The following is a 13,169-nucleotide window of genomic DNA, read 5'->3' on the forward strand; positions in this document are numbered from 1 at the left end:
CAATTTTTTATTGTTTAAATAGAGTTTTCAGACTGCCATTTTTTCGCATTTGAGAACTTAAAGTGCCATTGCAATTTCTTTCTCTAAATTGTAATTACACGGAGCCGATACCATCCCAAATTGACCAACCGGGTTTAAGTCTAAAAAATAATATTTAGCATCATCGCCAGCGTAAATCACATCAAACGACGCACAGTTCAGGCCGTATGCATCAAACATTTTTTTTAGCTTTAGTTCATATGTTTTTTCGAAGGTGAAAGGCGCAACCCTGTTTGGCTTCTCTCTATCGTAATTTCTGAAATCTACACTCGTATTGCTATTGTTCTGAGAGAAGATGGCCATGGCATAAAATTTACCATTCAGGTAAAAAGCCCTGATCTCATAAGCCTTCGAAATGGCGCACTGAAAAAAAGTGGGGACAAATTGCTCTGGGAGTGCATCAATATCTTCGCGGTTAACCATTGAGGTATAGGCCATGTGCGAGAATCCTTCATCATCTTGTAAGGAAAAAGGCGTGCTAATGGGCTTAGAAATAATGTGCTTATGTTGCTCGAAAAAATTAGTGAGTTCTTTTTTGCAACCGGTAACCAGATATTGAGGCGCTAAAATGCCGCATTGCTGGCATAAATCCATTAAATATAACTTATTGATATCGCTGTTTCTGAATTTATTGACAGAAGGTATTTTATCTAGCCTGTGATAGAAATATTCAATAAGTGCGGTATGCTCCGTGCGCAGGTAATTTTTAATTAAATCGTTTTTAAATTTGGCAAAGAGGTCCAATCCGCCCCTGCGGTACCACAATTTGGTAATCTGGCTGCCTAAAACTGTTTCCCCGTTCACCATGATTGCAAAATCTAAAGCGTTGAGCCAAAGAAGCTCCACCAAGGTATCTTCGTTGATTCGGATAAAGGGCTTATTGAGCCTGATAAGCCAGCTAATTACAGCACTGGTAGAATAATCGTTGTTAATGGAGAATATTAATATCACGTTACTCGATGTTATCATTTAAAGTAAACCTGTTAGGCCACTTATATATTTGTTATTTTTTAGCTGTGCAGGCTACCCTGCTTTAAAATTAACATGAGGTTTAACAAAACCATCGAGCTTATAATGCCCGATGGTTAATGGAACTGGTTAATTAAGTTTGCCAAGAGGAAGAAGCCGGATAACCCATTGTCTGGCCCTGGTCGTTATACATTGTTGTGGTTTTATCTGCACAATGATCACCATAGGTGTATTGAGTGCACAATGCTGTGGTTCCCATAGCACGTCCACCATTAACCTGGCAGCTGTTTAGCGCTATTTTCTTTTCCAATAACTTTTTGCTGTTTTTCATGTTCTGTAAATTAAATCATGGTTTAACGGATAGCTACTATGGGCAATTTGAGAAAAAGCATTCTTCAACCAATTGCTTCTTGTCTGTCACTACTTGTGAATGTGTCACCGTACAGCCATGCTCATTTGTATAGGTGTGGTTTACATTTTGGTAAGTCTCAGCCGATGCACGTCCGCCACTGATTTGACTATCCTTTAGTTCGATTTGCTTCTCGAACAATTTGTTGCTGTTTTTCATGTTTTTCTGATTAGATTTTATACTTCATTATTCATTCGATCAAAAACTTTTAAAATCTTGCAACCTTATATATAAGACTGATCGCTTTCGCATGATCGCCTGCTTCACTCATACTTAAGACTGCCGTTTCTTAAAAGTTTAATAAAAAAGCATTACTTCCCTGTTAAAATAGGGTCGTAGACAATAGGTGAACCAGATCCAGGTTGGTCAAAGCCAATGTCTGTGCAGGTGTCGGGGTTATCTCTTGTTCCTGTTTCTGCTACAGAAGTTTGGTTACTAATGCCAAGTTTGCCGCCGTTTATTTGGCAATCTTTTAATTCAATCCTTTTTTCGAATAAGCTTTTGTTTGTTTTCATAATGAAAATTTGATTAGGTAAACTCGCCACCTTACCCTGGCGTTTGGGCTTTTGATAATTGGCTTTTATAACTATGATTTGTACGTCTACAAACAATATATTATAGTAACCAATTTCATTTCGCGATATGGAGAAGCAAGCACGCGTTATTGCTTAACCATATTTAAACTTCCCTAAAAAAGAATACCGATACAAGAGAGAATTGATATACGGGATGATTGAGTCTACATTCGTTAATGTTTTGTATAAAAGCGCTAAACATCAAAATGGCTATGGTTCATCTGAGTTGGATTTTATTTGGTTAGGCAGAGGGGGGGTAATCATTATGTAACCGTTTGAGATTATTTTAGAGACTAACCAGGTGTTCTCCCGGTTAAAAAAACGATCAAACGGCCGATGCTCACGCTGGTCTTGTGTGGACGGTGCAATAGGATTTACTTTAAAGAAAAGTTTGATTTTTTTTAAATGCGAATGGCGAGCAAATCGGATTTTAAATTAACCGACTAAAAAGCAACCGTTGCCCATTAATTTTAGTTGCAAATTAAAATTATGCTTGCCAGCAAATAAAAAGGGTACAAAATAAGGGGAGGAACCTGCCCGAATGGGAGAGCATAGTTTATGGCTGCCCTTTATTGATGTATAAATCGAAATATGCATGGTGGATTTTTATTCCCGGCCTTGCACTGTTTTAGCGGTTTAGCTTAAGTGGCTATTTACTGATTTTTTTGACCAGGCTTTCTACTATTCGTGGATAATGCTGGTGTTCAAGCTGCTGTCCCTTAAATTTTACCATTTCCAGGTTATCATTTTTGTCTATCCTGTAGCGGGCCTGATAAATGTATTCACCTTCATCATAATTTTCATTCACATAATGAATGGTAATTCCGCCTTCGGCTTCGCCTGCAGCCATAACCGCCTGATGTACATGGTCGCCATACATGCCCTTTCCTCCAAATTTCGGAAGGATTGCCGGGTGGATATTTACAATTCTGCCCGGATAAGCATGGATCAGGTTTTTAGGGATCAGCCAAAGGAAGCCAGCCAGTACAATAAAATCAATTTCAAGATTTTTTAGCAGATCGACCACCTCATCGGTTTGGTAGAACTCATTTCGATCAAAAATATGAGTGGGAATTTCGAAATTATCGGCTCTCTGTAATACATAGGCATCGGCATTGTTGGTCAATACCAAAGATATTTCTATTTCATTACTCCGCTTAAAATGCTCCATCAGCTTTTGGGCATTAGAGCCAGAACCTGATGCAAAGATGGCTATTCTTTTTTTCACTCAAAATCGTTTTGCCCAAAAATAGTATTTTTAAGCCTGTTTTCTCCATGGAAAGAAATTTTTATTCAATTATGATAAAGTATTATGAATGAATAATTTTAACTTATTTTTACTGTTCGAAAATAGGGTTAAGTTTTAATTAAAAAAAAGTTAAAAGTGTTTTGTAATTTAAAAACATTAATCCTATATTTGCAACCCGAATTATAGGAAACGAATAAGAAAAATAAAAGGCTAAATAGAAATGGCAAATCATAAATCTTCATTAAAAAGAATTAGAGCAAACGCAACAAAACGTTTACGTAACAGATATCAGGCAAAAACTACGCGTACCTTTATTAAAAGATTACGTGCTGCAGAAGATAAAAAATCTGCATCAGATTTATTGCCTAAAGTAATCTCTATGTTAGATCGTTTAGCTAAAAAGAACATCATCCACAAAAATAAAGCGGCAAATAACAAATCAAAATTAACGAAATTCGTTAACGGTTTAAAATAAGCCATTTTTTTACGATATTAGGAAGGCATCCCAACGATGAGTTTGGATGCCTTTTTTTATCTTAAAAAATGGAAAACTACGAACAGAAGTTAGGTATAAAGTTATGGGCTGAAGAAGACCGGCCCCGTGAAAAACTTTTATTGCACGGCAGACGACATTTAACCGATGCCGAACTGATTGCTATTTTAATTGGTTCGGGCAACAAAAACGAAACTGCCGTAGATTTAAGTAAAAGGATTTTATCTTTTTACGATAACAATTTAACAAAACTTGGAAAAGCTTCTATTCTGGATCTTTCGAGGTTTAAAGGGATCGGAGAAGCCAAAGCATTAACCATTATTGCGGCTTTGGAGTTGGGCTTGCGACGAAAGGAAACTGCAGAGGAGGTGATTACGCATGTAAATACTTCTAAAGATGTGTATAAATATTTACATCAAACCTTTGCTAATCTTAATCACGAAGAGTTCTGGATATTACTGCTAAACAGGTCTAACCGGGTAATCGGTAAATTTTTGATCAGTAAAGGTGGGCAGGCAGGTACGGTAGCCGACCCGAAAATTATCTTTAAAACGGCTTTGGAAAACAATGCGGCAAATATTGTATTGGCGCATAATCACCCTTCTGGAACTCTAAAGCCTAGCGAGAGTGACGATAAATTGACCCGGGATATGGTGGCTTCAGGTAATTTGCTCAGTCTTTATGTTGTTGATCATGTGATTTTTGCCAACAACCGCTATTATAGTTACAGAGATGAAGATTTAATTTAAAAGATATCCGGAGGTTAAAGTATAATTAACGTTAAATTAGTATAATAGCGGCTTAACATTAGGTGTTACTGGCCAACCAGTATTAAATTAAATAGTGAAATTATATTTATGACGACTTTAAAAATCATCCCTGTTTTCCTTTTATTAACGATTATGGCTTTCGCTCAGAAAAAAGCTGTTCCAATTAATATTATTACGTATAACATCCGCTTAAATGTAGCATCAGATGGTGTTAATGCCTGGCCAAACCGAAAAGATAATGTAAAAGCTTTAGTGAAATTTCACGATGCCGATATTCTTTGCGTACAGGAAGCTTTGCCCGAGCAATTTGATGCCCTGCTCGAAAATTCTAATTTCGATGTGGTAGGCGTGGGTCGTGATGATGGAAAACGAAAAGGAGAATTTTCGGCTGTTTATTTCGATAAAGACCGATTTACCAAAAAAGATGGTGGAACATTCTGGCTGTCTCAAACACCCGATGTGCCTTCAAAAGGATGGGACGCTGCGCTTAACCGCGTATGTAGCTGGGTTAAACTGTACGATAAACTGAACCAAAAAGAATTTATCGTTTTTAATACCCATTATGATCATATCGGGGTTCAGGCCAGGATTGAATCGGCCAAATTGTTGAAACAGAAAATACAGCAGATTGCACCAGCATTACCTGTTGTTTTTACCGGCGATTTAAACTTAACACCTGAAACAGAAGCGATTGCAACCATTAAATCTTTCCTGACCGATGCTAAAGAGGTTTCGGTAGAACCACCGTATGGTCCTGCAGGTACTTTTAATGGTTTTCATTTCGATAGCGATCTGAAAGACCGGATCGACTATGTTTTTGTAAATAAGGGTTTTAAGGTGCAAAAGTTTGCCGTTTTAACAGATAGTAAGGACAAAAGGTATTATTCTGATCACCTGCCAGTTTTTTGTAGACTTTTCTTTCCATAAATGCTGCTAAAAATCCTGTCAATCTTTCCATTTCAGTTCGAATTTTATGGTACCCGATACCATTATCATTATATTTTCGAAACCCTGGCATTTATAATCGGTGTCAGGGTTTATTACTATTATAAAAAAGGCATAGTAGATCAGATTTCTGACCAAAACAGGCTGTGGATTATGCTGGGAGCCATGTTGGGCGCATTGATAGGCTCGCGGGCCATAGCGGTACTCGAAACTCCGGAGGTGATCAGTCACTTAACTTTTGCAGTTTTATATCAAAGTAAAACCATTGTTGGTGGCTTGCTTGGGGGATTGTTTGGCGTTGAATTAATAAAAAAGATAATTGGTGTGAAGGTAGCCTCCGGGGATATTTACGTAATCCCCATTTTAGTGGCACTGATTATCGGACGCATCGGCTGCTTCTCTATGGGAATTGATGAACCTACCTATGGCATTCCCACCCATTTTTTTATGGGTATGGACCTCGGCGATGGTGTAATCCGGCATCCTGTTATGCTTTACGAAATAGTTTACCTTGTGCTTTTGATTTTTCTGTTTAACAGCCTGAAAAATCAAGAGCTGATTAATGGCGACCGCTTTAAATTATTTATGGTATTGTATTTCCTGTTCCGCTTTTTAATCGAATTTATTAAGCCTTACCAGTCACTATTTTTAAATTTAAGCAGTATTCATTGGTCTGCATTGTTTATTTTTATCTATTATTATAGATTCATCATCAGGATTTCTAAACAGATTGCTGTTAAAAAGTAAACATTATGGCCAATACCAGAGATTATACATACTACGATTATACCAAGAGCCTTTGTCCGGAATGTTTACAGCTTTGCGATGCAAAAATTGTTTTTCAGGATGCTAAAGTGTTTATGTTGAAAAACTGTAGAACGCACGGGGATAGTAAAGTAATGATTGCCGATGATGTGGAGTATTATAAACAGATCAGAAATTATAATAAACAATCGGAAATGCCACTGAAGTTTAATACCAAGGTGCATTACGGTTGCCCCTACGATTGTGGCTTGTGTACGGATCATGAACAGCATTCGTGTTTAACGGTAATAGAGGTTACTGATCGTTGCAATCTGGCCTGTCCGACTTGTTACGCCATGTCGTCGCCAAGTTATGGCCGGCACCGTACGCTGCAGGAAATAGAGCGCATGATGGATGTGGTAGTGGCTAACGAAGGTGAGCCTGATGTGGTTCAGCTTTCAGGTGGCGAACCAACCGTACATCCTGAGTTTTTTAAGATTTTAGATCTTGCCAAAACCAAACCCATTAAACACTTAATGGTGAATACCAATGGCATCAGGATTGCCAAGGATATTAAGTTTGTAGAGAAATTGGCCAGCTATATGCCTGATTTTGAAATCTACCTGCAGTTTGACAGTTTCAGTCCCGAAGTATTAACAAAGCTAAGGGGCGAAGACCTTACCGAAGTGCGAAGAAAAGCTATCGATCATTTAAATCAGTTTAATGTATCTACTACTTTGGTAGTAACCTTGCAAAATGGGTTAAATGATCATGAAATAGGCGATATTTTAGATTATGCATTAAAGCAGAAATGTGTTCGCGGCGTTACTTTCCAGCCTACACAGGTTGCCGGAAGAAATGATGATTATAACGATCAGCAGGGGAGAATTACCTTAACCGAGGTGCGCAGAAAGATTTATGAGCAATACCCAACCTTTACCCCACAGGATTTAATCCCTGTACCCTGCAATCCCGATGCATTGTGTATGGCTTATGCTTTAAAAATCGGTGATGAGGTGATCCCGATGACGCATTTGATCAATCCCGAAGATTTGCTCAACAATTCAAAAAACACCATCGTTTTCGAACACGATGAAAAATTGAAAGCGCACATGCTCAACTTGTTTAGTACAGGTGTTTCGGTAGATTGTGCCGAAGATACCTTTGGCGAGTTAATGTGCTGCCTGCCCAGGGTAAAATCAGATAGTTTAAGTTATGATAATTTATTTAGAATCATTATCATGAATTTTATGGATCCGCTTGATTTTGATGTGCGTGCAGTCAAAAAATCATGTGTGCACATTGTAAGCGATAAATATAAAATGGTACCTTTCGAAACCATGAACATTTTTTACCGCGATAATAAAATAGATCTGATCAGGGAAAAATTAAATATGAACTAGTATGGGGTTATTTGGCTTATTTGTGATCTATTGTCTTACTGCAATCGTACTTTTTGTGGTGGGGATTATTCAGATTATCATTAAATCATCCAGGAACGAACCGGTAAAACCCGGGTTAAAACTGCTTATTATTTCGGTAGTTATGTCGGTAATCGGTTTTGGCGCCTGTGCCGTATTGCTCGCTAATAGTTAATTTCAACATAAATCATGGGAATTTTTATTGTATATTGGTTAATTGTCGTAGTGTTATTTGTAATTGGCATCATTCAGATCATTATAAAAGCGGCCAAAAATCAGCCCGTTAAACCAGGTCTTCAGTTGGTTATTGCCTCAATTATCATGGTGGTAATAGGTGCAGGCGCATGTGCGGTCATTCTATCCAATCTGAATATTCGCAATTAGTCATTTATATGGTGTGTTTGAACTGGAGTTTTTAGCTTTCGTAAGTCTCAAATCTCACATCTGGAATCTCAAATCTCAATTATTTAACTTTCTCCTTTGACCTTTAAATAATATCTTTGCGTTTTATGAAATTAGAGTGTCCTTCGGGATTTGTCTTGATAGCGGGCACTCACTACTTGATACTCCAAAATGAAAATATCATATAACTGGTTAAAACAATTCGTACAGATTGAGAAAACACCTCAGGAACTTTCGTTAATCCTGACCAATGTTGGTTTGGAAGTAGAAAGTGTTGAAAAAGTACAACCTGTTTTGGGTGGTCTAGAGGGCTTGGTTATCGGCGAAGTATTAACCTGTGTTCAGCATCCCAATGCCGACCGTTTGCGTATTACAACAGTAAATGTTGGCGGAAAAGAAAACCTGCAGATTGTTTGTGGTGCGCCAAATGTAGGCGCTGGCCAAAAAGTTGTAGTCGCTACAGTGGGTACAACAGTATATCCTTTAGCGGGAGAATCTTTTAAAATCAAAGAATCAAAAATTAGGGGTGAACTTTCTCAGGGGATGATCTGTGCCGAAGATGAAATTGGTTTAGGCAAATCGCATGATGGAATTATGATCCTTGCTGAAGATACCGAAGTTGGGATCCGTGCAAAAGATCATTTCAAAATGGAAGATGATTTTGTTTTCGAAATTGGGTTAACACCCAACCGTGCCGATGCAGCTTCGCATTTAGGTGTAGCGAGAGATTTAGCTGCTTATTTCAGGAGTGAATATGAAATGCCTGATATTTCTGCATTCAAAACAGATAACGAAAATCTGGTCATCCCTGTTGAGGTAGAAGATTTGGCCGCTTGTCCACGTTACAGTAGTGTTACCATCTCAGGTGTTACCGTAAAAGAATCTCCGGAGTGGTTAAAGGATAAATTAAAAGTAATTGGTTTACGTCCGATCAATAATGTAGTCGATATCACCAATTATGTGCTTCATGGTTTGGGGCAACCTTTACATGCTTTTGATGCCGATAAAATTACCGGTGGAAAAGTAATTGTTAAGAAAGTTGCCGAGGGAACACCTTTTGTAACCCTGGATGATGTGGAGCGCAAGTTAAGTGCAGATGATCTAATGATCTGCAATGCTGAAGCGCCAATGTGTATTGCCGGGGTTTTCGGCGGAAAATCTTCTGGGGTTGATGCCCACACGCAGAATGTTTTCCTGGAAAGCGCTTATTTCAACTCCGTTTCTGTTCGTAAAACCTCAAAAAGGCACAGCCTAAAAACCGATGCTTCTTTCCGTTACGAGCGTGGTACCGACCCTGAGATTACAGTAACGGCATTAAAGTATGCTGCACTGTTAATTAAAGAATTGGCAGGTGGCGAAATTTCTTCTCCGGTTGCTGATATTTATCCAAGCCACATCAAGCCGTTCGAATTTGAGGTAAGTTATACCAATATCAACAAATTAATCGGTGCAAATATTCCTTCGGCAGAAATTAAACACATTATTACCGCTTTAGGTATTTCTGCAACCAATACATCTGATGATACTTTAGCTTTAAGGGTACCATCATTTAAAGTAGATGTAACCCGCGAATGCGATATTACAGAAGAAGTATTGCGTATTTACGGTTATAACAATATCGAAATTCCTTCAAAGGTAAATGCATCACTTTCTTACAGCATTAAGCCTGAAAAGGAAAATACGCATAATGTAATTGCAGATATGCTTGCCGCTAATGGTTATGCAGAAATTATGTGTAATTCATTAACTAAATCGGCCTATTCGAAAAATTTAGATGAAGCGGTATTTATTTTAAATCCATTAAGCAGCGATTTAAATGTAATGCGCCAGAATTTATTAATGCCGGCTTTAGAGAGTGTTGCATACAATCAAAACCGGAAGAATTCGGATGTGAAGTTTTACGAATTTGGTAAGACCTATCATTTAATTAACGAGAAGTACGTGGAGCGCTCCAGGTTATTATTGTTGATTTCTGGTGCCAGGCAAAGTGAGCAATGGAACCACCATGCTAAACCGGCAACTTTTTATAATTTAAAATCAGCAGTTGATGCCATTATATCTCGTTTAGGTATTACAAGTTATCAATCTGATGTTTTGAACGATGAAAACTTTGCTTATGGAATTAAATATTTCCGTGGAGATAAAACTTTGGTAAGTTTCGGTGCTGTTTCAAAAGCCGATCGTAAAGTGGCTGATGTAAATGCTGAAGTATTTTATGCTGATTTCGATTGGGCTGTTTTATTGGATATTGTAAGAAAAAATAAAATCGTGCACAAAGATGTTGCTAAATACCCGCAGGTTCGCCGTGATCTTTCCTTATTGATTGATCAAAATGTAACTTTCGATACCTTAAAAGGGATTGCATTTAAAACTGATAAAAAGCTGATCAAGGAAGTAGGTGTGTTCGATGTATACGTTGGTGATAAATTGCCAGAGGGAAAAAAATCGTATGCCCTGAATTTTATTTTGCAGGATGAAGAACAAACCTTGACAGATAAGCAGATTGAGCATACCATGCAGAAATTAATCGCGAATTTAACGGCACAAGCTGGTGCAGAAATTAGGAAATAAAATATAAATTCGTATTTTTAGAAATAAATTCATGGCTTCTGTTGCAGATCAGTTAGATAAAGTATTACAAAAAACGGCCCAGGTATTGGCCTTATGTAATACGCTACAGGAAGAAAATGATTTATTAAAGCTTGAAAATCAATCGTTAAAGGTAGCACTCGATACGGCAAAAGGTAAAAATGTAGAACTTGATGAAAAATTAAGGGTTACAAAATTGGCTAAACGTATAGAGGGGGCAAGTGAAAAATCGCTTGACATTAAACAAAAAATTAACGATTTTGTGCGGGAGATTGATAAGAGTATTGCATTATTGAAAAAATAATGATGCAAGGAAATCAGAAACTAAGCTAACAAATGGGAGAAATCTCGATTAAAATAACCATTTCCGACCGTATTTATCCACTAAAGGTGAATACGGAAGAGGAAGAAATTGTGAGACGGGCAGCGAAAATGATCAATGAACGCATAAAAGATTATCAGGATAATTATGCGGTTAGAGATAAGCAAGATCTTCTTTCTATGGCTGTGCTGCACTATGCAACAGCTGTATTAAGAACAGAAAATAAAGTACAAAACCAGGATACTGCTGTTGCCGATAAAGTTGAAGAATTGGATGTTTTACTCAGTAATTTCTTTTCAAAATAAGGTTCGTTCTTTCGGCATTCGTAACGTTGAATTGTTTCAGCGCTAAGGCGATGCCAATATTTAGCATAAAAACATAGCCGTAGCTAGTTTTTGAGTTTCAAATTTTATAAAACTTAACACTTCAATATCTATAGGGTTAAGAGGGCGTATTTCATCTGCTATTGCACCTGAAAATGGCTTAAACCCTAATTATGCTTAGTTGAGGTTTAAAATGTATGAGACTTTAAAAATTAGTTGCGGTTTTTTTTTACATAAAAAACAAAATGGAAATAGTTGAAATATTAGGATATGTATTTGCCGTAATAGCGGGTATAGCTATCGGAGTAGTAATAGGAAGATTTCTCCTGCGTAACCTGCTTAAACAGCAGGAAATTGCTGCACAGAACAAAGTGAAAAAGATTTTAAAAGACGCAGAAAATAATGCAGAGATTTTAAAAAAGAATAAACTTTTAGAAGCAAAAGAGAAATTTTTACAGTTAAAAGCCGAGCACGAACAAGAGGTTAGTGCGAGAAACAATACCATTAACCAGCGCGAAAATACCATTAAGCAGAAAGAGCAATCGGTCAACCAGCGTATGGAAAACTTTAATAAAAAAGAACAGGAACTCGATAAGCACAAAAGCAATCTCGAAAAACAAACTGAACTTGCTATTAAAAAGCAGGAAGAGGTTGAAGTGCTTAAGAATCAACATCTAAAACAATTGGAAACCATTGCTGGCCTTTCTGCTGAAGAAGCTAAAGAACAATTGGTAGAAAATTTGAAACAGGAAGCCCGTACACAGGCCATGATGCAGGTGAAGGATATTGTAGATGAAGCCAAATTAACGGCGAGCAAAGAAGCTAAAAAAGTGGTAATCCAAACCATTCAGCGTACCGCTACCGAGGCTGCGATTGAAAATTCTGTATCTATTTTCCATATTGAAAGTGACGAGATTAAAGGTCGAGTTATTGGTAGGGAAGGTAGAAATATCCGTGCTTTAGAAGCGGCAACCGGTATTGAGATTATCGTTGATGATACACCAGAAGCTATTATTTTATCCGGTTTCGACCCGGTAAGAAGAGAAATAGCCCGTTTGGCTTTACACCGTTTGGTAACAGATGGCCGAATCCACCCGGCGCGTATTGAAGAAATTGTAGCCAAAACCAAAAAACAGATCGAGGATGAGATTGTAGAAATTGGGGAGCGCACGGTAATTGATTTAGGAATCCATGGTCTGCATCCTGAGTTGATCCGGATGGTTGGCCGTATGCGTTACCGTTCATCATATGGACAAAACCTTTTACATCACTCACGTGAGGTAGCTAATTTCTGTGCTACCATGGCTGCAGAACTGGGCTTAAATGCTAAAATGGCTAAACGCGCAGGTTTGTTACACGATATTGGTAAAGTGCCTGACGATAATCCAGAATTGCCACACGCCATTTTAGGGATGCAACTGGCCGAAAAGTATAAAGAACACCCTGAAATTTGCAACGCCATTGGCGCCCACCACGATGAAATTGAGATGACTTCAATGATTTCGCCAATTGTGCAGGCTTGTGATGCCATTTCTGGTGCCCGTCCTGGTGCTCGTCGTGAGGTGGTGGAAAGTTATATTAAACGTTTGAAAGACTTAGAGGAACTCGCTTTATCTTATCCAGGTGTAGAAAAAACTTTTGCCATTCAGGCTGGTAGAGAATTACGTGTAATTGTAGAAAGCGAACGCATTACTGATGCGCAGGCAGAACTTTTAGCGGCTGATATCTCAACCCGGATCCAAACTGAAATGACTTATCCCGGCCAGATTAAGGTAACCGTAATCAGGGAAACCCGTTCTGTAGCCTTTGCAAAATAGATTAAATCGTCATCCTGAACTTGTTTCAGGATCTTAGGATGCTGAACTAAATCAGATAGCTATCGGATCAGCGCGGTGAATAGTTATACTAGCCTCGGTTCG

The 13,169-nt window shown here is 38.1% G+C and carries 16 protein-coding genes; 11 read left to right on the top strand and 5 right to left on the bottom strand.

The features are described from left to right. Window positions 1-57 precede the first annotated feature (57 nt). From gwsG to ABEG20_RS02355, 5 genes are all read right to left on the bottom strand, one after another. Window positions 58-990 (bottom strand): grasp-with-spasm system ATP-grasp peptide maturase, encoded by a 933-nt coding sequence (gene gwsG, locus ABEG20_RS02335; protein WP_406825804.1) that lies wholly within the window; start codon window positions 988-990, stop codon window positions 58-60. Between the two features lie 151 nt (window positions 991-1,141). Next, complete coding sequence (locus ABEG20_RS02340; RefSeq protein WP_406825805.1) at window positions 1,142-1,339, bottom strand: hypothetical protein; 198 nt, start codon at window positions 1,337-1,339, stop codon at window positions 1,142-1,144. Window positions 1,340-1,375: 36 nt separating this feature from the next. Next, complete coding sequence (locus ABEG20_RS02345; protein WP_406825806.1) at window positions 1,376-1,576, bottom strand: hypothetical protein; 201 nt, start codon at window positions 1,574-1,576, stop codon at window positions 1,376-1,378. 152 nt (window positions 1,577-1,728) lie between these two features. After that, window positions 1,729-2,028, bottom strand: a complete 300-nt coding sequence (locus tag ABEG20_RS02350) for a hypothetical protein (protein WP_406825807.1) — start codon at window positions 2,026-2,028, stop codon at window positions 1,729-1,731. Between the two features lie 613 nt (window positions 2,029-2,641). After that, a complete protein-coding gene (locus ABEG20_RS02355) occupies window positions 2,642-3,220 on the bottom strand; it encodes a phosphoribosylglycinamide formyltransferase (RefSeq protein ID WP_265850381.1) in 579 nt (192 codons plus the stop codon). A gap of 241 nt (window positions 3,221-3,461) precedes the next feature. Here ABEG20_RS02355 and rpsT point away from each other — a divergent pair, with 241 nt between their 5' ends. From rpsT to rny, 11 genes are all read left to right on the top strand, one after another. Beyond that, complete coding sequence (gene rpsT, locus ABEG20_RS02360) at window positions 3,462-3,716, top strand: 30S ribosomal protein S20 (protein ID WP_029277289.1); 255 nt, start codon at window positions 3,462-3,464, stop codon at window positions 3,714-3,716. Window positions 3,717-3,784: 68 nt separating this feature from the next. Then, window positions 3,785-4,483, top strand: coding sequence for a DNA repair protein RadC (gene radC / locus ABEG20_RS02365; RefSeq protein WP_406825808.1), 699 nt, complete (start codon window positions 3,785-3,787; stop codon window positions 4,481-4,483). A 108-nt stretch (window positions 4,484-4,591) separates the two neighbouring features. After that, window positions 4,592-5,431 (top strand): endonuclease/exonuclease/phosphatase family protein, encoded by an 840-nt coding sequence (locus tag ABEG20_RS02370; protein ID WP_406825809.1) that lies wholly within the window; start codon window positions 4,592-4,594, stop codon window positions 5,429-5,431. Continuing rightward, window positions 5,432-6,196 (top strand): prolipoprotein diacylglyceryl transferase, encoded by a 765-nt coding sequence (locus ABEG20_RS02375; RefSeq protein WP_406825810.1) that lies wholly within the window; start codon window positions 5,432-5,434, stop codon window positions 6,194-6,196. 5 nt (window positions 6,197-6,201) lie between these two features. Beyond that, window positions 6,202-7,596: a radical SAM protein gene (locus ABEG20_RS02380; protein ID WP_406825811.1), complete on the top strand. Its 1,395-nt coding sequence runs from the start codon at window positions 6,202-6,204 to the stop codon at window positions 7,594-7,596. A 1-nt stretch (window position 7,597) separates the two neighbouring features. Continuing rightward, entirely contained in the window at window positions 7,598-7,789 is a 192-nt protein-coding gene (locus tag ABEG20_RS02385; protein WP_406825812.1) for a hypothetical protein, read from the top strand. A 14-nt stretch (window positions 7,790-7,803) separates the two neighbouring features. After that, the gene (locus tag ABEG20_RS02390; RefSeq protein WP_406825813.1) at window positions 7,804-7,998 is read left to right on the top strand and encodes a hypothetical protein; all 195 of its coding nucleotides are present in this window, start codon (window positions 7,804-7,806) and stop codon (window positions 7,996-7,998) included. Window positions 7,999-8,187: 189 nt separating this feature from the next. After that, window positions 8,188-10,587 carry a phenylalanine--tRNA ligase subunit beta gene (gene pheT / locus ABEG20_RS02395; protein WP_406825814.1) on the top strand — a complete coding sequence of 800 codons (2,400 nt, stop codon included), beginning with the start codon at window positions 8,188-8,190 and terminating at the stop codon, window positions 10,585-10,587. Between the two features lie 31 nt (window positions 10,588-10,618). Continuing rightward, window positions 10,619-10,909 (top strand): hypothetical protein, encoded by a 291-nt coding sequence (locus tag ABEG20_RS02400; RefSeq protein ID WP_205056582.1) that lies wholly within the window; start codon window positions 10,619-10,621, stop codon window positions 10,907-10,909. Window positions 10,910-10,941: 32 nt separating this feature from the next. Beyond that, on the top strand, window positions 10,942-11,232 hold the full coding sequence (locus ABEG20_RS02405; protein WP_406825815.1) for a cell division protein ZapA: 291 nt from the start codon (window positions 10,942-10,944) through the stop codon (window positions 11,230-11,232). A 263-nt stretch (window positions 11,233-11,495) separates the two neighbouring features. Then, complete coding sequence (gene rny / locus ABEG20_RS02410; protein WP_406825816.1) at window positions 11,496-13,067, top strand: ribonuclease Y; 1,572 nt, start codon at window positions 11,496-11,498, stop codon at window positions 13,065-13,067. Window positions 13,068-13,169: the final 102 nt, after the last annotated feature.

It is taken from the genome of Pedobacter sp. KACC 23697 (genome assembly GCF_045348445.1).
Classification (GTDB): domain Bacteria; phylum Bacteroidota; class Bacteroidia; order Sphingobacteriales; family Sphingobacteriaceae; genus Pedobacter.